At 66.7% G+C, this 21,366-nt stretch carries 19 protein-coding genes; 16 read left to right on the top strand and 3 right to left on the bottom strand.

Annotated features, from left to right (window positions below):
* Positions 1 to 49: 49 nt before the first annotated feature.
* The 3 genes from CCR84_RS10510 (at position 50) to CCR84_RS10500 (ending at position 4,393) form a co-directional block, all read left to right on the top strand.
* Positions 50 to 3,100, top strand: coding sequence for an ATP-binding protein (locus CCR84_RS10510; protein ID WP_201212011.1), 3,051 nt, complete (start codon positions 50 to 52; stop codon positions 3,098 to 3,100).
* Positions 3,097 to 3,723 carry a Clp protease ClpP gene (locus CCR84_RS10505; protein ID WP_201212009.1) on the top strand — a complete coding sequence of 209 codons (627 nt, stop codon included), beginning with the start codon at positions 3,097 to 3,099 and terminating at the stop codon, positions 3,721 to 3,723. Before CCR84_RS10510 ends, CCR84_RS10505 begins: the two co-directional genes overlap by 4 nt.
* Before the next feature lie 151 nt (positions 3,724 to 3,874).
* A complete protein-coding gene (locus tag CCR84_RS10500; RefSeq protein WP_201212007.1) occupies positions 3,875 to 4,393 on the top strand; it encodes a phasin family protein in 519 nt (172 codons plus the stop codon).
* A gap of 30 nt (positions 4,394 to 4,423) precedes the next feature.
* Here CCR84_RS10500 and CCR84_RS10495 read toward each other — a convergent pair whose 3' ends face one another.
* The 3 genes from CCR84_RS10495 to CCR84_RS10485 all read right to left on the bottom strand — a co-directional run bounded on the left by CCR84_RS10495 (position 4,424) and on the right by CCR84_RS10485 (position 6,684).
* Positions 4,424 to 4,648: a TIGR02450 family Trp-rich protein gene (locus tag CCR84_RS10495; RefSeq protein WP_201212005.1), complete on the bottom strand. Its 225-nt coding sequence runs from the start codon at positions 4,646 to 4,648 to the stop codon at positions 4,424 to 4,426.
* Positions 4,648 to 5,118 carry an acyl-CoA thioesterase gene (locus tag CCR84_RS10490; RefSeq protein WP_274610802.1) on the bottom strand — a complete coding sequence of 157 codons (471 nt, stop codon included), beginning with the start codon at positions 5,116 to 5,118 and terminating at the stop codon, positions 4,648 to 4,650. Before CCR84_RS10490 ends, CCR84_RS10495 begins: the two co-directional genes overlap by 1 nt.
* A gap of 93 nt (positions 5,119 to 5,211) precedes the next feature.
* The gene (locus CCR84_RS10485) at positions 5,212 to 6,684 is read right to left on the bottom strand and encodes a cryptochrome/photolyase family protein (RefSeq protein ID WP_201212003.1); all 1,473 of its coding nucleotides are present in this window, start codon (positions 6,682 to 6,684) and stop codon (positions 5,212 to 5,214) included.
* 653 nt (positions 6,685 to 7,337) lie between these two features.
* Between CCR84_RS10485 and CCR84_RS10480 the strand changes: the two genes are divergently transcribed.
* The 13 genes from CCR84_RS10480 (at position 7,338) to CCR84_RS16915 (ending at position 21,201) form a co-directional block, all read left to right on the top strand.
* A complete protein-coding gene (locus CCR84_RS10480; protein ID WP_201212001.1) occupies positions 7,338 to 8,219 on the top strand; it encodes an RnfABCDGE type electron transport complex subunit B in 882 nt (293 codons plus the stop codon).
* 149 nt (positions 8,220 to 8,368) lie between these two features.
* Positions 8,369 to 13,315, top strand: coding sequence for a 2-oxoacid:acceptor oxidoreductase family protein (locus CCR84_RS10475; RefSeq protein ID WP_201211999.1), 4,947 nt, complete (start codon positions 8,369 to 8,371; stop codon positions 13,313 to 13,315).
* 95 nt (positions 13,316 to 13,410) lie between these two features.
* Positions 13,411 to 14,772: an electron transport complex subunit RsxC gene (rsxC, locus tag CCR84_RS10470; protein ID WP_201211997.1), complete on the top strand. Its 1,362-nt coding sequence runs from the start codon at positions 13,411 to 13,413 to the stop codon at positions 14,770 to 14,772.
* Positions 14,769 to 15,911: an RnfABCDGE type electron transport complex subunit D gene (locus tag CCR84_RS10465; protein WP_201211995.1), complete on the top strand. Its 1,143-nt coding sequence runs from the start codon at positions 14,769 to 14,771 to the stop codon at positions 15,909 to 15,911. The genes rsxC and CCR84_RS10465 overlap by 4 nt, the downstream gene beginning before the upstream one ends.
* Complete coding sequence (locus CCR84_RS10460; RefSeq protein WP_201211992.1) at positions 15,908 to 16,594, top strand: RnfABCDGE type electron transport complex subunit G; 687 nt, start codon at positions 15,908 to 15,910, stop codon at positions 16,592 to 16,594. Before CCR84_RS10465 ends, CCR84_RS10460 begins: the two co-directional genes overlap by 4 nt.
* Entirely contained in the window at positions 16,591 to 17,238 is a 648-nt protein-coding gene (gene rsxE, locus CCR84_RS10455; protein WP_242508666.1) for an electron transport complex subunit RsxE, read from the top strand. The genes CCR84_RS10460 and rsxE overlap by 4 nt, the downstream gene beginning before the upstream one ends.
* Positions 17,231 to 17,809 (top strand): electron transport complex protein RnfA, encoded by a 579-nt coding sequence (locus tag CCR84_RS10450; protein WP_201211989.1) that lies wholly within the window; start codon positions 17,231 to 17,233, stop codon positions 17,807 to 17,809. The genes rsxE and CCR84_RS10450 overlap by 8 nt, the downstream gene beginning before the upstream one ends.
* A 2-nt stretch (positions 17,810 to 17,811) precedes the next feature.
* Positions 17,812 to 17,991 (top strand): hypothetical protein, encoded by a 180-nt coding sequence (locus CCR84_RS10445; RefSeq protein WP_201211987.1) that lies wholly within the window; start codon positions 17,812 to 17,814, stop codon positions 17,989 to 17,991.
* Positions 17,992 to 18,071: 80 nt separating this feature from the next.
* Positions 18,072 to 18,632, top strand: coding sequence for a YqgE/AlgH family protein (locus CCR84_RS10440; RefSeq protein ID WP_201211985.1), 561 nt, complete (start codon positions 18,072 to 18,074; stop codon positions 18,630 to 18,632).
* Positions 18,625 to 19,065, top strand: a complete 441-nt coding sequence (ruvX, locus tag CCR84_RS10435) for a Holliday junction resolvase RuvX (RefSeq protein ID WP_201211983.1) — start codon at positions 18,625 to 18,627, stop codon at positions 19,063 to 19,065. Before CCR84_RS10440 ends, ruvX begins: the two co-directional genes overlap by 8 nt.
* Before the next feature lie 47 nt (positions 19,066 to 19,112).
* A complete protein-coding gene (gene pyrR, locus CCR84_RS10430) occupies positions 19,113 to 19,619 on the top strand; it encodes a bifunctional pyr operon transcriptional regulator/uracil phosphoribosyltransferase PyrR (protein ID WP_201211981.1) in 507 nt (168 codons plus the stop codon).
* Entirely contained in the window at positions 19,612 to 20,571 is a 960-nt protein-coding gene (locus CCR84_RS10425; RefSeq protein ID WP_201211979.1) for an aspartate carbamoyltransferase catalytic subunit, read from the top strand. The genes pyrR and CCR84_RS10425 overlap by 8 nt, the downstream gene beginning before the upstream one ends.
* Positions 20,572 to 20,595: 24 nt before the next feature.
* Complete coding sequence (locus CCR84_RS16915; RefSeq protein ID WP_201211978.1) at positions 20,596 to 21,201, top strand: DpnI domain-containing protein; 606 nt, start codon at positions 20,596 to 20,598, stop codon at positions 21,199 to 21,201.
* The last annotated feature ends 165 nt before the right edge of the window (positions 21,202 to 21,366 follow it).

Below are 21,366 nucleotides of genomic sequence, written 5' to 3'. Positions count from 1 at the left end.
TTCCGTTTAGCGTAATATGGCGCTGTCGGAAGACCCTAGGGAACTTGAGATGCTCGAAGCCGCGATCCGGCTGCGACTCACCGCACCGGAAAAGGTGCTCTTTGTCAGCGGTGACATCGAAGCCTTGCTGGGTTTCAGCCCGGAGGACTTCCTGTCGGGGCGCGTGTCGCTCGGGGAACGGATTCATCGTGATGACCTTGACCTTGCCGAGCGGCTGTGGGTAACCGGAAACGGCGCAGGCAGCTGCAACCTCCGCCTGCGCCATGCGGATGGACCCATCCGCTGCATCAGGGCCCAGTTCACGCGGGAGGCCGGCGTCCTCGACCTGCGCCTGCAGGATGCGAAGGGCCTGGCCCGGCCCGGTGCGGCCGAGGCGCTGCTGGCCAAGTGCAAGGCGATGCTGGCGATCACCGGCGACCAGGTCGCGTGCAAGGACCGCAACCACGTCTATGTGGCGAGCACCCGAAGGCAGCCCGATGCGGAGGACGGCTGCGCACTGACCGGGCTGACGGACTACGACGTATTCCCCGAGGAAGAGGCCGACCACTACTACCGCCTGGAACAAAGGGTATTCGCCGGGGAAGCGCTGGTCCAGGAAATCCGGGAGTTCGGCCGCAACGACGGCAGCCGGGGCTGGCTCGACCAGCGCAGGTATCCGCTGCGCGACGAGCAGGGCGAGATCGTCGGGGTCTTCTGCCTTTCCAGCGAGATCAGCGGCGCCAGCGCCGCCGGTGCCGGCATGCGCTATCGGGAAGCGCGTTTTCGCCGCATGTTCGAGGACAACCTCTCGATCATGCTGCTGATCTGTCCAGAAACCGGCAAGCTGCTCGACGCCAATGCGGCAGCGGCAAGCTTCTACGGCCATTCGGTCGCGCGCATGCGGACGATGAACCTGCGCCAGATCAGGATCGGACCGCAGCAGGAGATCGACGCCGACCTCGCACTCGCCAAGGACAAGGCGCGGGTTCTCTTCGTGTCCACGCACCGCCTGGCCAATGGCGAGGAAAGGACCGTCGAGGTGCGCCCGTCGCCGATGCGGATCGACGGGCGCCCGATGCTGTTCTCGATCATCAACGACATCTCCGAACGGCTGCTGGCCGAGCAAGCCTTGCGCGACAGCGAAGCGCGCCTGCGGCTGGCCGCCGAGGCAGCGAACTTCGGCATCTTCGAGCACGACTTCGCCAGCGGAGAAACCTTCTGTTCGGCGGGGATCTGGACCATCCTCGGACTGTCCAACGCTGCCTTGCCACCGCCGCTGGCGGCGATCGCCGCGCTGGTGCATCCGGACGACGCGGAAATCTTCGCCGCGATCTACGCTCGCGTCGTCGACCCGGCCGGCAACGGCGAGATCGACGACGCAGTGCGCATCGTTCGCGCCGACGGCAGCATCGGCTGGGTCCAGCTCAAGGGACTGGTGCAATACGAGGGCGAAGGCAGCCAGAGCCGGCCGGCCAAGGTCCACGGCGTACTCATCGACATCACGGCGCTGAAGCGGGTGGAACAGACCTTGCGCGAGGCCAAGGAAGCTGCCGACGCGGCGACCCGGGCCAAGGGCAGCTTCCTCGCCAACATGAGCCACGAGATCCGCACCCCGATCAACGTCATCATCGGCCTCGGCCACCTGCTCTGCCTCGACGAGCTCAAGCCGGGACAGCGGCGCAAGCTCGACGAACTGTGCAACGCCTCCGAGCATCTGCTGGCGCTGGTGAACGACATCCTCGACCTGTCCAAGATCGAGACCGGACAGATCGTCCTCGACCACAGCGATTTCACGCTCGGCACCGTCGTCGAGCGGGCGGTCCGGCTTTTCCAGGGACAGGCACGCGAAAAAGCCCTGCAACTGGCCATCGAAGTCGCGCCGCGCTTGCTTGAGCTGCGTCTGAACGGCGACGCCCTGCGTCTCTCGCAGGTGCTCATCAACCTGCTCGGCAACGCCATCAAATTCACCGAGCGGGGCAGCGTCCGCCTGTGCATCGACTGCGCCGGCGCGGCGACGGCGAACACCACGCTGCGCTTCGCCGTCTGCGATACCGGCTGCGGCATCGCCGCGGCCGCCCGCGAGCACCTGTTCGAGCCCTTCGTGCAGGCCGATGCATCGACGACGCGCGAATACGGTGGCAGCGGGCTCGGCCTGGCGATCAGCCAGCGCCTGGTGTCGCTGATGGGCGGCACGATCCAGGTCGACAGCGACGTGGGACGTGGCAGCTGCTTCAGCTTCGCGCTGACCCTGGCGCTCGGCAGGGGCGGCGAGCCCGAGCGCGCGCCGCCCGCCGCAGCGGCGAGCGACTTGTCCGGCGTCTCAGTCCTGCTCGCCGAGGATCATCCGCAAAGCCAGGAGATCGTGCTGGAGATGCTGGAGCGACTCGGCTGCCGGGCCGACGTCGCCAGCGACGGCGCCGAAGCGGTCGAATGCGCGCGCGCGCAGCGCTACGACCTGATCCTGATGGACATCCAGATGCCGCGCCTGGACGGCCTCGACGCCACGCGTGCCATCCGCGAACTGCAGGGATACCGCACGACGCCGATCATCGCTCTGACGGCGTATGCCTTTGCCGAGGACCGCCAGCGCTGCCTCGACGCCGGGATGAGCTGTCACCTCGGCAAGCCGGTGACGCCAGCCGAGCTCGCCAGAGTCATCGGCCAGTGGCTGCCCGGGCTGAGCGTCACCCGGGCGGCGGCGGAGCCGGCGGTCGACGATGCCGTCGATGGCGCCCTGCTGGCCATTCCCGGCATCGAAGTGGATCCGCACTGGTGTGCGTCGAGCGAACAGATCGCCTACTTCCGTTCCCTGCTCGAACGTTTCGTCAACGACAAGGAACTGGCCGAGCTGTTTGCGCACCTGCGCGCCGGCGAGAGCGCTGCGGCCGCGTCCGCAGCGCACAAGCTCAAGGGAATCGCCGGCTTCGTCGGCGCCCGGCGCGTCGCTTTCCTGGCCGGCGAAATCGAGCGGGCCTTGCGCCAGGGCAAGGGCGGGGCGGTGATCGAGGCACTGGCGCGCGAATGTGCCGCCGAGGTGGCTCGCATCGCCTCTGCACTGAAGCAGCCGCCAGCGAGCAGGCAAGCCGACAACGGCACCCGCGCCAAGGGAGAGGGATCATGAATCGACACGATGAAGACGGCGACCAGCCAGCCGAGAACGGCAGCTTTTTCCGTGGCTTGATCCGTTACGAGCAGCAGCTGCCGGTCCGCCAGATCGCGTATTACCTGTGCGGTGAAATCCGTGAGCCGCAGTACTACACGGAACTGTTCTACACGCTGCGCACCGCCGCCGAGACCGACCTCGTCTACCTGCACCTGAACTCGGAAGGTGGCGACTTCAACACCGGGCTGCAGATCATCAACAACGTCCTCGCTTCCCCGGCACGCGTCGTCACGGTCCTCGAAGCGCGCGCCTACTCGATGGCGGCGCTCATCTTCCTGTGCGGCGACGAACTCGTCGTGCATGACAACTGCCAGCTGATGTTCCACATCTACTCGGGAATCTTTTCCGGCAAGGGCAACGAACAGCAGGCCGAAGTGCTGGCGATCGCCAACTGGTTCGAAAAGGTGATGACCCGGATCTGCTCGCCGTTTCTGTCCACGGCCGAGATCGGCAGCATCCTCAAGGGCTCCGACGTGTGGATGGACTCCGACGAGATCCGCCGTCGCCTGCAGCGCTTGAAGCGCGCCAGCGCCAAGGCCGCGCGCCGTAAGAAAGCGACGCTGGCGCCACGGGAGGACTGAAGGAGGGCCGCGACGGCAGAGCGGTCCGTCGCCCCGCCGACAAAGTGGAGCGCGCCGCCTCGTAATCAAATAGAATGGACGGACGGTTCAGCACGACCGGGGCTCCCTGCAGCGCAGGGAGCGCGATCTCAAACCTGCAAAGGGAACGCTCATGAACACCGATACCGAACAATTCGTCGCTGCCAACCAGGCGGCGGTCGATGCACTGATGGCGGTCGCCAGCACGGCGCTCGCTTCCGCCGAGCGCATCACCAACCTGAACCTCAGCGCCGCCCGCGCCGCCCTGGAGGATACCGCCAGCGGCACCCGGGCGGTCATGGCGGCGAAGGATCCGCAGGCAGCCCTCTCCGCCCAGACGTCGCTGTTGCAACCGAACATCGAGCGGGCAACCGACTACTCGCGTTCGCTCTACGCCATCTCGGCGCAGACGCAGCAGGAGATGAGCAAGCTGTTCGAGGCGCAGTTGGGCGCCTTCCAGCAGACCTTCGTCGGCATGTTCCAGCAGGCAGCCAAGGCGGCCCCCGCCGGCTACGAGCACATCGCGCCGCTGCAGAACGCGATTGCTGCCGCCAGCGCCGCCTTCGCCAACCTCAACAACATCGGCAAGCAGTTCGCCGAGGGCGCCCAGGCCAACATCGACGCCTTCACCAAGGCGACTACCCGCAAGTGAGCCTGCCAGCGGCGAAGACGCCTTCGCCGCTCACCGCCAGCCCTGCCGCCAGCGCGTCGGGTCGCACAGCTCGCGCCATGGCAGGATACGGCTGCGGCGCGAGTAAACCGCCTCGAGCTCGACCTCGCGCAAGGGCGAGCCCGGGTCGGCGGGCTCGACGAGGCGGGTGACGATGAAATGCTTTTCCTTGTCGCGCACCTCGACCGCAGTCCATTTGCTGAGCAGGAGCTTCCCCGGATTGAGGCGCAGCGACATCAGGCGTTCTGCTCCAGGTAGTGCGCCTTGACCGCCTGGTTGCGCTGTTCGAACTCCTGGCGCAGCTCGCGCCGCATCTTCGCCGACTCGAAACGCCGCTTCTCGTCCGGCGTCGACGGCGAGAAGGAGGGGACGAGGCAGGGCTTGCCGTCGTCGTCGACCGCGACCATCGTGAAGAAGCAGCTGTTGGCGTGGCGCACCGTATGCGTGCGGATGTTCTCGGTGATGACCTTGACGCCGATCTCCATCGAGGTCTTGCCGACGTAGTTGACCGAAGCGAGGAAGGTCACCATCTCGCCGACGTGGATCGGCTGGCGGAACATCACCTGGTCGACCGACAGGGTGACGACGTACTTGCCGGCGTAGCGGCTGGCGCAGGCGTAGGCGACCTGGTCGAGCAGCTTGAGGACGATGCCGCCGTGGACGTTGCCCGAGAAGTTGGCCATGTCGGGGGTCATCAGCAGCGTCATCGTCATCTGCCGGAGCGAAAGTGAATCGGAAGGGGTGGGAGTGCTCGTATTCACAGCCTGTTCCTGAAAGGGTGGTTTGCTGGAGAAAGTGGATCAGCGTGCCGGGGCCGCATCCGCCGCGCCCTTGACCACGCCGTAGCGCGCCAGCGTGCGCGTGCGGGCCAGCGCATGGTCGACGAGCGGCGCCGGATAATCGCGACCGATGACGACCGAACAGGCGCGCTGCTCGGCGGCGGGAAGCAGCCAGGGGGCGTGGATGTGGCGGTCGGGCAGATTGGCCAGCTCGGGGAGATAGCGGCGGATGAAGCAGCCGGCGGGATCGAAGCGCTCCGACTGCGTCACCGGATTGAAGATGCGGAACCACGGCTGCGCATCGCAGCCGGTCGACGCCGACCACTGCCAGCCGCCGTTGTTGGCGGCAAGGTCGAAGTCGTTCAGGTGCTCGGCGAAGAAGGCCTCGCCGCGCCGCCAGTCGATGCCGAGGTCCTTGCACAGGAAGGAGGCGACGACCATGCGCAGGCGGTTGTGCATGTAGCCGCTGCGCGCCAGCTGGCGCATCGCCGCGTCCACCAGCGGATAGCCGGTGCGCCCCTCGCACCACGCGCGGAAGTTCGCGTCGGCGACTTCGCCCTCCTCCCAGACGACCACGTCGTACTCGGGCTTGAACGAACGGCCGACGACGTGGGGGAAACGGTCGAGGATCATGAAGTAGAAGTCGCGCCAGATGAGTTCGCCGAGCCAGACGCGGGCCCCCTCGGCATCGGCACCTGCAGCGAGGCGCGCGGCGTTGGCGAGTGCCGCCAGCCGGCGGATCGACACCGTGCCGAAGCGCAGATGCACCGACAGGTAGGAGACGCCACGCACGGCCGGAAAGTCGCGCTGCTCGTGGTAACGGCCGAGGCGGTTGCGGAACTCGTCGAGCGTCGCGCGCGCGCCGCTCATCCCGCAGCGGATGCCGAGCGCGGCGAGACCAGTCGGCGCGAAGCCGAGCTCTGCGAGCGTCGGCAAGCCGGCCAGGTGCGGCGGCACCGGCTGCAGGACGCCACCGCCGGCGCCGTCGGCGGGCGCCAGGTCGTCCTCGGCAAGACGCTTCAGCCAGGCGTTGCGGTAGGGCGTGAACACCGTGTACGGGCGCCCGGACTGCGTCAGCACTTCGGCGCCGTCGAACACCACCTGGTCCTTGAAGTCCTCGAAGCCGATCCCGGCAGCGGCGAGTTCGCGCGCCACCTCGGCGTCGCGTTGCTTGGCGGCGGGCTCGTAGTCGCGGTTGGCGAAAACCGCGTCGACGCCGAGTTCGCGCGCGAGCCGCGGAATCTCGGTGCGCGCCACCGCGTGGCGGACGATCAGCCCGCCGCCGCGCGCGCGCAGCACCTCGCCGAGTTCGGCGACGCTCTGGTGGATGAACTCGACGCGACGGTCGTCGCGCCGCGGCAGGCGGTCGAGGATTTCGCGATCGAAGACGAAGACGCAATGCACGCGACGGGCGCGGCGCAAGGCCTCGGCGAGCGCGGCATTGTCCTCGTCGCGCAGATCGCGACGGAACCAGACGAGGATGGAGTCGAACATTTCGGCAGCAGCAAGTGAACAGCCGCCATTATTGACCATTGCGACGCCGGCGGCAGCCCCCCTGCCCAGGCCGGCGCCGCCGGACGACTGCCCGGGCACGTGCGAGGGCGCCACAACAAAGACAACACATTTACACAAAAAGGCAGGACTCCGGCGGCTCTGGCGGTCGCCTGCAGCCGGCTTATTGTCAATCATTCTCAACCACTTGGCGCCGCGCCCGGGAAGCTGCAGTGAAGCGCATACTGTACAAATATGCTGCTACAATCACCTCGATGACGGCGTGCGGCATGTTGCTGTCGTGGGGCTAAACCCGAGCAATCTGGCGGGTTGTTGCGACGCGGCAAAGTTCCTATAATGCGGATCTCACGAACGCTCAAGGGCCACCAGACTCTTGCGCGCATCAACCCCGGGACGCAGCAAGCCGCGTCCCGCCATGCAGGCCGGACCAGACCTCCGGCCGCGCCGTGACCGGCCTCGTGGCCCGCACCCCAAAGGACGCGGACACCGATCCCGGGCAAGTTCGCAGACAACAGCCAGCTTCAGCACCTCCGTCCTTCCCGGCCGGGCGAGCTGCGCTTGGCCGTGGCGATCGAGGCACTCGTCGTTCACGAGACACATGACCCCGACCCGATCCGTCGGGGGTGGAGCGCGTAATGGAAAATGCATCAACCCTGGCAGTGGCGGGCGTGTTCATGGCAGTGCTCGGCATCGCACTCGCCGGCGTCCTGGCGGCCGCCAATCGTAAACTCTATGTCTGGGAAGACCCGCGCATCGGCGAGGTCGAGGACCTGCTGCCGAAGTCGAACTGTGGTGCCTGCGGCTACGCTGGCTGCCGCGCCTTCGCCGAGCTCGCGGTCAACGGCGAGGTCATTCCCGCCCAGTGCACGGTCAGTTCGCCCGATGCGCGCGAGGCGATCGCCAGCCTGATCGGCGTCGAGGCCGGCAGCATCGAGCGCAAGGTCGCCCGTCTCGCCTGCGGCGGCGGGCGCCACGTCGCCTACCTGCGCGCCCAGTATTCGGGACTGAAGACCTGTCGCGCGGCTGCCGTGGTCGGCGGCGGCGGCAAGGAATGCGCCTGGGGCTGCCTCGGGCTCGGTGACTGTGTCACCGTCTGCAAGTTCGGCGCGCTCTCGCTCAACCAGTACGGCCTGCCGGTGGTCGACGCCGACAAATGCACGGCCTGCAACGACTGCGTCGAAGCGTGCCCGAAGGGCCTCTTCTCGATCGAGCCGGCCGCCAACAAGCTGTGGATCAACTGCAAGAACCACGCCGATGGCGAAACCGCCGAGGCCGCCTGCGAGGTCGCCTGCACCGCCTGCGGCAAGTGTGTCGTCGACGCCGCACCCGACCTGATCCGGCTGCAGAACAACCTCGCGGTGATCGATCGGTCGCTGATGGAGAAGGCCGAGCGTTCGGCGATCGACCGCTGCGCGACCGGCGCCATCGTCTGGTTCGAGAACCCGAACGTCGCGATCAAGGGCAAGGCGGCCTACAAGATCCTGCGCAAGGAAGCGCTGCCAGTGCTCAGCTCGTGAGCCTCCCGATGACCGCTGTCGCCCGCGCGCGCCCAGTCTGCGCGCGCCACTCCCCAAACACCCGCCGCGGCCGGCGCCCTTGCGCCCGCCGTCGCCACGGCCGCTGACACGGCCGCGCACCGCATTCATTGATCCGGAGAAACCAAGCCATGTTGAAGAAACTCTTCCAATTCTCGTCGCCCGAAAACGGGACGTCCGCGCCGCAGGAAGGGCAGACGGTGAAGTACCCCGGCGTGCGCGACGCCGTCGACGGCAACACCGCAGTGATCCATGTCGAGCGCGAGGCCTCCGACGCCGCCGGTGCCTACCCGATCACGCCCTCGACGCAGATGGGCGAATACTGGGCCGAGGAAGCCGCCGCCGGCCACCTCAATGTCTCCGAACGGCCGCTGATCTTCGTCGAACCCGAGTCCGAGCACGCCGCCGCGGGCGTCACCGCCGGCATGGCGATGACCGGCCTGCGTGCGGTCAACTTCTCGTCGGCGCAGGGCGTCGCCTTCATGCACGAGTCGCTCTACGGCGCCGTCGGCAAGCGCCTGCCCTACGTGCTCAACATGGGCTGCCGCGCGATCACCAAGGCCTCGCTCAACGTTCACTGCAGCCACGACGACTACCACTGCGTCGACGACACCGGCTTCATCCAGGTGATGGCGAAGAACGCCCAGGAAGCCGCCGACCTCAACCTGATCGCGCGCAAGACCGCCGAGCTGTCGCTGACGCCGGCGATCGTCGGCCAGGACGGCTTCCTGACCACGCACCTGATCGAGTCGGCGCTCCTGCCCGAGCGTGAGCTGGTCGCCGAGTTCCTCGGCCGTCCCGACGACATCATCGACACGCCGACCCCGGCGCAACAGATGATCTACGGTCCGAAGCGCCGCCGCATCCCCTCGCTGTGGGATGTCGACGCGCCGCTCGTCTCCGGTGTCGTGCAGAACCAGGACGCCTACATGCAGGCGGTCGCCGCGCAGCGCCCGTACTTCTTCGCGCACATCAGCGAGATCTCCGAACAGTGCATGGCCGAATACGCCGAGCTGACCGGCCGCCGCTACAACCGCATCTCAACCTACCGCGTCGCCGACGCCGACTACCTGATCGTCGGCATGGGCTCGATGATCGTCCAGGCCGAGGCGGTCGCCGACTACCTGCGCGAGACGCGCGAGATCAAGGTCGGTGTCGTCAACATCACCATGTTCCGCCCCTTCCCAGGCGACCTGCTCGGCCACATCCTGCGTGGCAAGAAGGGCGTCGCCGTACTCGAGCGCACCGACCAGCCGCTGTCCGAAGACCTGCCGCTGATGCGTGAAGTGCGCGCGACGGTGGTCAAGTGCGTCGAGAACGGCATGTCGCCGAACAACCCGGTTTATGCCGACTACGCCTCCTACGGCCAGGGCGACATGCCGCGCCTGTACTCGGGCTGCTACGGCCTCGGCTCGCGCGACATGCAGCCGGAAGCGATGATCGGCGCCGTCGAGAACATGCTCGAAGCCGGCGAACGCCGCAAGTTCTTCTACCTGTCGGTCGACTTCCAGCGCGACCCGCTCAACCCGAAGGACGAGATCCACCAGCAGGAACTCGCCGCCGCCTACCCGCGCATCAAGGAACTCGCCGTGCGCGGTTCGGAGAACCCGAACCTGCTGCCGAAGGGCGCGATCACCGTGCGCATGCACTCGATCGGCGGCTGGGGCGCGATCACCACCGGCAAGAACCTCGCGGTGACGCTGTTCGAACTGCTCGGCTATGACATCAAGGCCAACCCGAAGTACGGCTCCGAGAAGAAGGGCCAGCCGACCACCTATTACCTGTCGGCGGCGCCGGAACCGATCCGCGTCAACAGCGAATACCTGTTCGTCGACGTCGTCCTCTCGCCCGACCCGGCGGTGTTCGGCCACAGCAACCCGCTCGCCGGCCTGAAGAAGGGCGGCACCTTCATCATCCAGTCCAACCTCGGCGACGAGACCTGGGCGAGCTTCCCGCTGTGGGCACAGAAGCAGATCGTCGACAACGACATCCACGTCTTCTATATCGACGCCTTCCAGGTCGCACGTGAGGAAGCCGGCAGCGCCGAACTGATGCTGCGCATGCAGGGCATCGCCTTCCAGGGCGCCTTCTTTGCCGCCAGCCCGGTGATGAAGAACGCCAACCTGAGCGAAGCGACGCTGTTCAAGGCGATCGAGGACCAGCTGAAGGCCAAGTTCGGTGGCAAGGGCGCGAGCGTCGTCGCCAACAACCTGCGCGTGGTCGAGCGCGGCTTCCACGAACTGAAGGAGATCACCGACAAGGTCGTCGGCGTCACGCGCAAGGGCGCGGTGACCAAGGAAGTCGGCCTGCCGGTGATGTTGAAGGAAATCCCGCAGGGCGAAGGCAAGCAGGTCGACATCCACCGCTTCTGGGAGCAGACCGGCTACTTCTACCAGACCGGCCGCGGTAGCGACAACCTGGTCGACCCGTTCATCGGCATGTCGGTGATGCCCGCCTCGACCGGCGTCTTCCGCGACATGACCGGCATCCGCTTCGAGCAGCCCGAGTGGATCGCCGAGAACTGTACCGCCTGCGGCAAGTGCTACACGCAGTGCCCGGACAGCGCCATCCCCGGACTCGTGTCGACGGTCGGCGACGTCTTCGCCACCGCCATCGGCCGCATCGAGAACGGCGGCCAGCCGACCCGCTTCCTGCGCCGTGCCGTGCGCACGGTCGAGAAGAAGCTGCGCGAGCTGATCACCGGTGACGGCGTGCGCGTCAATGAAGCGCTGGCCAAGGCCATCGCCGCGACCGTCGCCGAGGCGCCCGAGAGCGAGCGCGCCAAGACCGCCGAGGAACTCGGCTGGCTGTCCGAGCAGGTCGGCGACTTCAAGTTCTCCGCGACCAAGCCGTACTGGTCGCAGCTGGAGAAGAAGGCCAAGGGCAGTGGCGGCCTCTTCTCGATCACCGTCAACCCCTACACCTGCAAGGCCTGTGGCCTGTGCGTCCAGGTCTGCGAGGACGACGCGCTGAAGATGACGACGCAGACCGAAGAGACGGTCGCGAAGATGAAGAAGGACTGGGGCGTCTGGCTCGACCTGCCGACGACGCCGCAGCAGTTCTCGCGCATCGACAGTCTCGACGAGAAGATCGGCGCGCTCGACACGCTGCTGCTCGACAAGCGCAACTACAACTCGATGAGCTGCGGCGACGGCGCCTGCCTGGGCTGCGGTGAGAAGACCGCGATCCACCTGTTCACCTCGACCGTCACCGCGCTGATGCAGCCGCGCGTCAAGTCCTTCGTCGCCAAGATCGACGACCTGATCGACCGCCTCGAAAAGCACGTGCGCATGAAGCTGACCGAGTCGATCGACATCGCCGACACCGCGGCGATGGTCGCCGCCGTCGAAGCGACGCGCGACCGCGACCTGACCCTGGCCGAGTTGTCGTCCAAGGTGATGGCCGACAAGCCCTCGCGCCCGCTCGACCCGCAGTGGGTGCGCTCGGTCGCGCAACTGCTCGAAAAGCTGAAGGACCTGCGCTGGCGCTACGTCGAAGGCCCGACCAAGCGCGGCCGTGCCGAGATGGGCATCGTCAACGCCACCGGCTGCACCTCGGTGTGGGCGTCGACCTACCCCTACCACCCCTACCCCTTCCCGTGGACCTCGCACCTCTTCCAGGACTCGCCGTCGGTGGCGATGGGCCTGTTCGAAGGTCACATGGCGAAGATGGCCGAAGGCTTCAAGGCCGTGCGTATGGCCGAGCTCGAGCTCGCCGGCGAGTACTCGCCCGAGAAGCACGACGACTTCTTCAAGCGCTTCACCTGGGACCAGTTCAGCGAGGAAGAATGGCACCTCTGCCCGCCGGTCGTCAGCGTCGGCGGTGACGGCGCGATGTACGACATCGGCTTCCAGAACCTGTCGCGCGCGCTGATGTCGGGCATGCCGGTCAAGGTGCTGGTCGTCGACACGCAGGTGTACTCGAACACCGGTGGCCAGGCCTGTACCTCGGGCTTCATCAGCCAGGTCTCCGACATGGCGCCGTTCGGCAAGGCGAAGAAGGGCAAGAGCGAAGCGCGCAAGGAAATCTCCCTGATCGGCATGGCGCACCGCACCGCCTACGTGATGCAGAGCACCATCGGCAACGTGAACCACCTGCTCGAAGGCTTCATCGACGGTCTCAACAGCCGTCGTCCGGCGCTGTTCAACATCTACGCCGTCTGCCCGCCCGAACACGGCGTCGGCGACGACCGTGCCACCGCGCAGAGCAAGCTCGCCGTCGAAGGCCGCGCCTACCCGCTGTTCAAGTTCGACCCGGACCTCGGCACCACCTTCAGCGAGTGCGTCAGCCTCGAAGGCAACCCGTCGATGGACACCGACTGGCCGACCTACAAGCTGCGCTACCTCGACCCGAAGGGCAACGAACAGTCGCTGACGCTGCCGATGACCTTCGCCGACTTCGCCGCCACCGAAGCGCGCTTCGCCAAGCAGTTCAAGCGCGCGCCGCAGGAAACCTGGAACGGCGACATGATCCAGCTCGCCGACTTCCTCGAACTGCCGGCCGAGGAACGCGAAGGCCGCTTCCCGTTCATCTGGGGTGTCGACCGCAAGAACCAGCTGACGCGCCTCCTGGTCGCCGAGGAACTGGTCCTCGCCACCGAGGAACGCCTGCAGTTCTGGCGCCAGCTGAAGGACGTCGCTGCCAAGCCGGTCGAAGCCGTCGATCCGGCAGCGATCGCCGCCGAGGTGCGCGCCGACCTGGTCGCCCGCATCACGGCCAGCCTCGGTGTCTCCGGCGAAGCGCTTGCTGCCGCTCCGGTCGCGGCTGCCCCGGCCGCCGCCGCTGCGGCACCGGCGGCAGCCCCTGCGGCTGCGCCTGCCGCCGATGGCTACGAGGCGGTCTGGGTCGATAGTCCCGACTGCACGGCCTGCGACGAGTGCATCAACATCGCGCCGAAGGTGTTCGCCTACAACGACCAGAACCAGGCCGTCGTGATCGACGCCAAGGGAGCGAAGTTCGCCGACATCGTCAAGGCCGCCGAGAAGTGCACCGCCAGCTGCATCCATCCGGGAACGCCGTGGAACAAGAGCGAACCGGGCGTCGAGAAGCTGATCGCGCGCGCGGCGAAGTTCAACTGAAGCCGGGATGAACTGACGCGGAGCACTGCGGCGGCGGGCGCCGGGGCAGGCCGAAAGGCCTCCCGGCGCGCGCCGTCGCGGCCACAGAGCACACCATGAAAATATCCTCCTACATTCGCGGCGAGGTCTTCGAGCGCGGCATTCACCCGCCGGCACAGAAGCTGACGGCGGACCTGCCGATCCGCCGCCTGCCTTTCCCGCCGCAGGTCGTCGTCCCCGTGTCGCAGCACATCGGCAAGCCGCCGCGCGTCGTCGTCCGCGTCGGCCAGGAAGTCGTACGCGGGCAACCACTCGCGCTCGCCGAAGACTGGCTGTCGGTGCCGCACCACGCGCCGGTCACCGGCGTCGTCGAAGCGATCGAACTGCGCCCGAGTGCGCGCGGACCGTGGACCCAGTCCATCGTCATCAGGACCCATCCGGGCGCCAGCCAGGAAGACCTGTGGGCGCAGCCGCGCGACCTGTCGACGGCGAGCGGCCAGGAAATCCTGCAGGCGATCTGGGATACCGGCATGGTCGGGCTGGGCGGTGCCGCCTTCCCGACGCACGCCAAGCTGTCGGTGCCGAAGCAGGCGAAGGCGCACACGCTGGTGGTCAATGGCTGCGAGTGCGAGCCCTACCTGACCTGTGACCATCGCCTGATGGTCGAGCACGCCGACGACCTGATCGCCGGCATCCACTACGGGCTGCGTGCCACCGGCGCGGTGCGCGCGATCATCGGCGTCGAGAACAACAAGCCCGAGGCGATCAAGGCCATCCAGGCCGCGATCGACCGCGACAAGTTGCTCAGCAGCGAGCACGAGATCCACGTCGAGGCGGTGCCGACCAAGTACCCGCAGGGATCGGAAAAGATGCTGCTGATGGCGCTGTTCGGCGTCGAGATCGCCGCCGGCGCACTGCCGATCTCGCTCGGCATGGTCGTGAACAACGTCGGCACGCTGGCCGCGCTCGGCCGCCTGCTGCCGCGCGGACAGGGGCTCACCGAGCGCGTGGTGACGGTGACCGGCCCCGGCGTCGCGCGTCCGGGTGACTACCGCGTGCCGATCGGCACCCCGCTGCAGTTCATCCTCGACACCGTCGGCGCACCGGCCGAGTCGCGCGAGGTCATCCTCGGCGGGCCGATGATGGGACAGGCGGCGCCTTCGCTCGACGTCCCGGTCACCAAGGGCGTCTCCGGCGTGCTGGTCTTCCGCGGCGAGGACCTCGCATCCCGGCAGAAGCGTTCGACCTACCCGTGCATCAAGTGCGGCGAGTGCGTCGAATCCTGTCCGATGGGGCTCAACCCGTCGCAGCTCGGCATGCTCGCAGCCAAGCGCGAGTACGAGACGATGGGCGAGCAATACTTCCTCGGCGACTGTTTCGAATGCGGCTGCTGCACCTACGTCTGCCCGTCGAACATCCCGCTGGTACAACAGTTCCGTGTCGCCAAGCAGGTGCTGCGGGAAAGGGCCGCGTCATGAGCGCACGCATCGAACTGCGCACCGCGCCGCACGTGAAGAGCCCGCGCACGGTCGAAACGATCATGCGTACGGTGGTGCTGTCGCTGCTGCCGATCTGCCTCTTCTTCATCTACCAGTACGGTATCTCGGCGGCAGCGTCGATCCTCGTCGTCACCGGCGCCTGCCTCGTCGCCGAACGCGCCTCGACGCGCGCCGGTGGCCAGTCGGGCGACATCGGCGACTGGTCGGCGACGATCACCGGGCTCCTGCTGGCGCTGTCGCTGCCGCCCGGATTCCCGCTGTGGATGGGCGCCATCGCCGGCCTGGTCGCGATCTTCCTCGGCAAGTCGATCTTCGGTGGTCTCGGCCGCAACGTCTTCAACCCGGCGCTGGTCGGCCGGGCCTTCGTGCAGGCAGCCTTCCCGACCGCGATCGCGAGCTACACGCCCTCGTTCCTGCCCGGCCGCTTCGGCGAGTTCATCCCGTCCTCACTGGCGCTGCCGTTCATGCAGCCGCCCGCGACCGACGCCTGGGTCAAGGCGATGCAGATCGACGCGATCGCCAGCGCGACGCCGCTGTCGCAATTCAAGTTCGAGGGCGTCGTCGCCGGTTTCGACCAGTTGCTGACCTCGCTCGGCGGGCACCTGGCGGTCGGTCCGTCGCCGCTGCTGATCCTCGCCTGCGGTCTGTTCCTCGCCTACCGGCGCTACCTCGACTGGCGCATCCCGGTGGCGGTGCTCGGCTCGGCGGTCGTGCTCGGCTGGGCGCTGCATGCCTTCGACCCCGTCCGCTTCGCCGACCCCGGCTTCGTGCTGCTCTCGGGCGGCCTCATGCTCGGCGCCATCTACATGGCGACCGACATGGCGACCTCGCCGGTGACGCCGAAGGGTGCCCTGCTCTACGGCGCGCTGATCGGCGTGCTGACGGTGGTGATCCGCGACTTCAGCGGCCTGCCCGAAGGCGTCATGTACGCGATCCTGATCGCCAACGCGGCGGCGCCGCTGATCGAGCGCGTCACGCAGCCGACCCCGTTCGGTCGCGGCCCCAGCAGCAAGGTACGCCGTGCCACCTACCCGCTGACCCCGTCCTACATCTCGCGCGAGGAGCATCACGCCGTCGTCCCGGAAAAGGGCAGCTTCAAACCGAAGGTGAATCAATGAACGCGCCAGCAACACCTCCCAGCGCGCCCGCCACGCCGACGGTGCCGATGATCCGCACGCTCGGGCTGGTAGCAGCCCTGTGCGGGCTGATCATCGTCGGCGCCTATCAGGGCTCGCTGTCGGCGGTACAGGAAAACAAGCGCATCGCGCTCGAACGCGCGGTATTCAAGGTCCTGCCGACGGCCAAGTCGATCGGCGAGTATTTCGCCACCGGCAACGGTGTCACCGTCGCCAGCGGCGAGACGCCGGCCGGCGCCATCCGCTTCTACGCCGGCTACGACGAGAAGGGGCAACTCGCCGGCATCGCCGCCGAGGGTGCCGCCAAGGGCTACTCGGACTTCGTGCGCATCCTCTTCGCGTGGGTTCCCGACTGCCAGTGCGTCACCGGCTTCGGCCTCGTCGCCTCGCGCGAAACCCCCGGCATCGGCGACAAGATCCTCGTCGATAAGGACTTCCTCGCCAACTTCAAGGCGCTCGAAGTCCGTTTGAACGAGGACATGAGCGCACTCGCCAACGAGGTGAAGACGGTCAAGCACGGCACCAAGACGGCGCCGTGGCAGATCGACGCGATCTCCGGCGCGACGATCACCTCGCGTGCGGTCGGCAAGGGCATCAACGACGCGTCGCAGGCGCTGTTGCCGCGCATCGCCGGGCATCTCGACTTCATCAGGAATAAGCCATGAGCCTCGACAAAGCGAAGAACCTCGACGAATTCATGGAGGGTATCTGGCGCCAGAACCCCGTGTTCGTGATGGCGCTCGGCATGTGCCCGACGCTCGCGGTCACCGTCTCGGCGATCAATGCGCTGTCGATGGGCGTGGCGACGACCTTCGTGCTCGTCTGCTCCTGCCTGCTCGTCTCGCTGCTGCGCAAGGTGGTGCCGAAGGAGGTGCGCATCGCCACCTACATCGTCATCATCGCGACCTTCGTCACCGTCGTCGATTACGCGATCCAGGCGATCAGCCTGACGCTGTACGAAGCGCTCGGCGCCTTCATCCAGTTGATCGTCGTGAACTGCGTGATCCTCGGCCGCGCCGAAGCGCACTCGTCGAAAGTGCCGCCGCTGCCGGCGATGATCAATGCGGCCGGCATGGGGGTGGGTTTCACGATCGGCCTGCTCGCGCTCGGCACCGTACGCGAGATCTTCGGCAACGGCACCCTGTTCGGCATCTCGCTGTTCGGCGAGAGCTTCCAGCCGTGGGTGATCATGGTCCTGCCGCCCGGCGGCTTCTTCGTCCTCGGCGGCTGGCTCATGTTCTTCGCCTGGTGGGCAAAACGCAAGGAAGGCAGCAAGGCAGTTCCTGCAGAGGGGCATCAACATGCATGATTCGGCCGCACAGATCTTCATCAGCGCGCTCCTGGCGAACAACTTCGTCCTCGCCATGTTCCTCGGGCTGTGCCCGTTCCTCGGCGTTTCCAACAAGCTGGGCACGGCCTTCCCGATGGGGGTGGCGACGACCTTCGTGATGATCGTCGCCTCGCTCTGCGCCTTCGGCCTCAACCTGCTGCTGTCGGCGCTCGGCCTCGACTTCCTGCGCCTGATCTCGTACATCGTGATCATCGCCTCGGCGGTGCAACTGGTCGAGATGGTGCTGAAGAAGCACAGCCCCAGCCTGTTCCGCGCGCTCGGCATCTTCCTGCCGCTGATCACCACCAACTGCGCGGTGCTCGGCGTCGCGCTGTTCCAGACCGCGCGCGAGTACGACTTCGTCCAGTCGCTCGCCTTCAGTCTCGGCGGCGGTGCGGGCTTCACGCTGGCGCTGGTACTGATGGCCAGCGTGCGCGAGCGCCTGCAGCTGTCGGAAGTCCCCAGCCTCATGCAGGGGACGGCGATGACGCTGATGCTCGCCGGCATCCTCTCGCTCGGCTTCATGGGCTTCGCCGGCGTCGGCAGCTGAACGTGGGCACCTACCTCGCCACCATCGCCGCGGTCTTCGCGCTGCTCGTCGCCGGCATCGGCGTCGACCGGCTTTACCGCAGATTCGCGGCGCAGAACCCCGAGCTCGGCCCCTTCCGTAGCAGCGACGGCTGCAGTTGCTGCGCGCAGAAGAACAGCTGCACGACCAAGGGCTGCGACTGAGTCCGCCGGGGACGCACTCCGTCCCCGGCCGCTCCCGCCTGCCGCTTGGACTCCGCCGGCGACGCCGCTAGAATGCGCCCATGCACAGCGTCAACCTCACCGACCACTTCCTGATCGCGATGCCGGCGATCGGCGATCCGATCTTCGCGCGTTCGCTGGTCTACGTCGCCGAGCACAACGAGCGCGGCGCGCTCGGCCTGATCGTCAACCGTCCGACCGACCTCGCGCTCGGCACCCTGTTCGAGAAACTCGACAAGCCGCCGAAGGGCGACGCGCTCGGCGCGCGCCCCGTCTATTTCGGCGGCCCGGTGCATACCGACCGCGGCTTCGTGCTGCACCGGCCGATCGGCCACTGGCAGTCGACGCTCGCGGTCAATGATCGCGTCGGGCTGACCAGTTCGCGCGACATCCTCGACGCGGCGGCAGAGCACGGCGAGCCCTCCGACCTGATCGTCACCCTCGGCTACGCCGGCTGGTCGGCCGGCCAGCTCGAGCAGGAACTCGCCGACAATGCCTGGCTGACCATCCCCGCCGAGGAACGCATCCTCTTCGAACTGCCGGCCGAGCAGCGACTCGACTCGGCGATGAAGACACTCGGCATCGACTTCACCCATCTGGCCGGGGAAGCCGGTCATGCCTGAGGCGGCAGCCGCGCAGGGCGCGGTGCTGGCCTTCGACTTCGGCGAGAAGCGCATCGGCGTCGCCGTCGGCGAAACGACACTGCGCCAAGCCCATCCCTTGACCGTGATCAAGGGCGAAGCCAACGCCGAACGCTTCGCGGCGATCGCCGCGCTGATCCGTGAATGGCAGCCGGTGCACCTGGTCGTCGGCATGCCGCTCTCGCTCGACGGCGAGCCACACGCGATGAGCGCACGCTGCACGCGTTTCGCCAATCAGCTGCGCGGTCGCTTCGCGCTGCCGGTAGACTACGCGGAGGAGCGCCTCTCCTCGTTCGAGGCCGGCGAGTTCCTGCGCGAAAGCGGCCACGACGCGCGCTCGGCCCGCCAGCACATCGACGCGGTCGCCGCACAGATCATCCTGCAGTCGTACTTCGATTCCCGGCCGGCGGCCTGAGCGCCGCCTGAGTCCACTTCAGTCACTTTTCCGCCCGGAACCCTTCCATGCTGCCCGCAGAACTTCCCGACGCCGAGGCGCAATGCGCCGAACTGGCGGCCTTGATCCGTCCCCACCTTGCTCCCGACACGGCGCTGATCGGCATCCACAGCGGCGGCGCCTGGGTCGCGCGGCGCCTGCGCGAACTGCTCGGTCTCGAAGAGGAGATCGGCCTGGTCGACGTCTCCTTCTACCGTGACGACTTCGGCGAGAAGGGCCTGCACCCGCAGGTGCGGCCGACCTCGATCCCCTTCGCCGTCGAGGGACGCCCGCTGATCCTGGTCGACGACGTGCTCTACACCGGCCGCACGACGCGCGCGGCGATCAACGAGCTGTTCGACTACGGTCGCCCGGGGCGCATCGATCTGGCCGTCCTCGCCGACCGCGGCGGCCGCGAACTGCCGATCGAGGCGCGCTTCTGCACCTGGCGGATCGATCTTGCCGACGACGAGGAACTGGTGCTCGCCAGCGACGCCGACGGCCGCCTAGCCTGGAGACTCGACCAAGATGCGTAATCCGCAACTCAACGCCGCCGGCGAACTGACCCACCTGCTGTCCACCGACGGACTGCCGCGCGAGGTGATCACGCAGATCCTCGACACCGCGCAGAGCTTCCTCGAGGTCTCCAACCGCGACGTGAAGAAGGTGCCGCTCCTGCGCGGCAAGAGCGTCTTCAACATCTTCTTCGAGAACTCGACGCGAACGCGGACGACCTTCGAGATCGCCGCCAAGCGCCTCTCGGCCGACGTCATCAATCTCGACGTGACGCGCTCGTCGACCTCGAAGGGCGAGACCCTGCTCGACACCGTCGACAACCTGGTCGCCATGCACGCCGACATGTTCGTCGTCCGCCACGCCTCGTCAGGTGCGCCCTACCTGATCGCCGAGCACCTGCAGCGCATCGGCCGCGACGACGTGCATGTGGTCAACGCCGGCGACGGGCGCCATGCGCACCCGACGCAGGGCCTGCTCGACATGTTCACCATCCGCCACTACAAGCAGGATTTCTCGAAGCTGAAGGTGGCCGTGGTCGGTGACATCCTGCACTCGCGCGTCGCGCGCTCGGACATCCACGCACTGGTCGCGCTCGGCACCGGCGAGATCCGCGCGGTCGGCCCGCAGACCCTGCTGCCGTCGGCGCTCGAACAGATGGGCGTGCGCGTCCATCACGACCTCGCCAGCGGCCTCGCCGACGCCGACGTGATCATCATGCTGCGCCTGCAGAACGAGCGCATGAACGGCGCGCTGCTGCCCTCGGCGCGCGAATACTTCCGCTGCTACGGACTGACGCCCGCGATGCTGGCGCTGGCCAAGCCCGATGCGATCGTGATGCACCCGGGACCGATGAACCGCGGCGTCGAGATCGCCTCCGAAGTCGCCGACGGGCCGCAGGCGGTGATCCTGCCGCAGGTCACTTTCGGTATCGCCGTCCGCATGGCGGTGATGAGCATCCTGGCCGGGAATTAAGCTGCCTTCAGAGCCTACCTTGTGATGGACCTTGATCGCTATAAAAGCCCATCGCAGAGAGCGAGGGTATTCAGTGAAAAATGGGTTCAATCAAACTTATCGTGCCCTGCATGCATTCATTCTCTGACAAAGGCACCCAACAACACGAAAGTCCGTGACTTCGTTTGCCCGATTTGTTCCGACGCTTTTGAGCTGAAAAGTAAGCGAGGAAGCTTCGGACCGATAGTTGCGGATGGCGCTTACCAGAGCATGGTGGACATCATCCGCTCGGGACGAGCGCCTCACCTGGTACTATTGAGCTATACGTCTGATTACGCTGTACGCGATGTCATCGCGATCCCAAACAGGTTTCTTATCGAAGAGATTGTTATACCGAGGCCGCCCCTTGGTGAGCATTGCAGAAGAGCAGGATGGCAAGGTTGTAATTTGAATGTTGCCATGCTTCCTCCTGATGGAAAGGTTGCATATGTCTCAAACTTTGAGAAAAGGCCGGCGGAAGACGTTCGCTCAGAATGGAATCGAACAGCTTTCCTGGACCGTCTGGACTCCAGTTCCCGTGGATGGTTGACATTGACGATGAGCCTCGTTCGCAGTATCGGCAAACAGGAATTCTGTCTAAGGAAACGCTGAATAAAGCGCCAATCTGAGCCGGTGAGCCTCGCAAATTTCGCGATTGCCTATTTTTTAAGCAAATTATCGGTCAATTTTCCGATTTTTCCCCCTGAATCCGTGCTTTTCAGCCCTTTTTCGCCCCATTTCCCGCGCTCAGGACGCAATTTGCCCGTCGAGCGCCAT

Source organism: Rhodocyclus purpureus (assembly GCF_016653115.1).
GTDB lineage: Bacteria > Pseudomonadota > Gammaproteobacteria > Burkholderiales > Rhodocyclaceae > Rhodocyclus > Rhodocyclus purpureus.
The sequence above is the reverse complement of the archived record's forward strand: the minus strand, read 5'-3'. Positions and strand labels throughout refer to the sequence as shown.

Excerpts from the sequence above, each read along its gene's own strand:
- CCR84_RS10510 (WP_201212011.1), top strand. The coding sequence starts at position 50 with ATGCTCGAAGCCGCGATCCGGCTGCGACTCACCGCACCGGAAAAGGTG.
- CCR84_RS10505 (WP_201212009.1), top strand. The coding sequence starts at position 3,097 with ATGAATCGACACGATGAAGACGGCGACCAGCCAGCCGAGAACGGCAGC.
- CCR84_RS10500 (WP_201212007.1), top strand. The coding sequence starts at position 3,875 with ATGAACACCGATACCGAACAATTCGTCGCTGCCAACCAGGCGGCGGTC.
- CCR84_RS10495 (WP_201212005.1), bottom strand. The coding sequence starts at position 4,648 with ATGTCGCTGCGCCTCAATCCGGGGAAGCTCCTGCTCAGCAAATGGACT.
- CCR84_RS10490 (WP_274610802.1), bottom strand. The coding sequence starts at position 5,118 with ATGACGCTGCTGATGACCCCCGACATGGCCAACTTCTCGGGCAACGTC.
- CCR84_RS10485 (WP_201212003.1), bottom strand. The coding sequence starts at position 6,684 with ATGTTCGACTCCATCCTCGTCTGGTTCCGTCGCGATCTGCGCGACGAG.
- CCR84_RS10480 (WP_201212001.1), top strand. The coding sequence starts at position 7,338 with ATGGAAAATGCATCAACCCTGGCAGTGGCGGGCGTGTTCATGGCAGTG.
- CCR84_RS10475 (WP_201211999.1), top strand. The coding sequence starts at position 8,369 with ATGTTGAAGAAACTCTTCCAATTCTCGTCGCCCGAAAACGGGACGTCC.
- rsxC (WP_201211997.1), top strand. The coding sequence starts at position 13,411 with ATGAAAATATCCTCCTACATTCGCGGCGAGGTCTTCGAGCGCGGCATT.
- CCR84_RS10465 (WP_201211995.1), top strand. The coding sequence starts at position 14,769 with ATGAGCGCACGCATCGAACTGCGCACCGCGCCGCACGTGAAGAGCCCG.
- CCR84_RS10460 (WP_201211992.1), top strand. The coding sequence starts at position 15,908 with ATGAACGCGCCAGCAACACCTCCCAGCGCGCCCGCCACGCCGACGGTG.
- rsxE (WP_242508666.1), top strand. The coding sequence starts at position 16,591 with ATGAGCCTCGACAAAGCGAAGAACCTCGACGAATTCATGGAGGGTATC.
- CCR84_RS10450 (WP_201211989.1), top strand. The coding sequence starts at position 17,231 with ATGCATGATTCGGCCGCACAGATCTTCATCAGCGCGCTCCTGGCGAAC.
- CCR84_RS10440 (WP_201211985.1), top strand. The coding sequence starts at position 18,072 with ATGCACAGCGTCAACCTCACCGACCACTTCCTGATCGCGATGCCGGCG.
- ruvX (WP_201211983.1), top strand. The coding sequence starts at position 18,625 with ATGCCTGAGGCGGCAGCCGCGCAGGGCGCGGTGCTGGCCTTCGACTTC.
- pyrR (WP_201211981.1), top strand. The coding sequence starts at position 19,113 with ATGCTGCCCGCAGAACTTCCCGACGCCGAGGCGCAATGCGCCGAACTG.
- CCR84_RS10425 (WP_201211979.1), top strand. The coding sequence starts at position 19,612 with ATGCGTAATCCGCAACTCAACGCCGCCGGCGAACTGACCCACCTGCTG.
- CCR84_RS16915 (WP_201211978.1), top strand. The coding sequence starts at position 20,596 with ATGGACCTTGATCGCTATAAAAGCCCATCGCAGAGAGCGAGGGTATTC.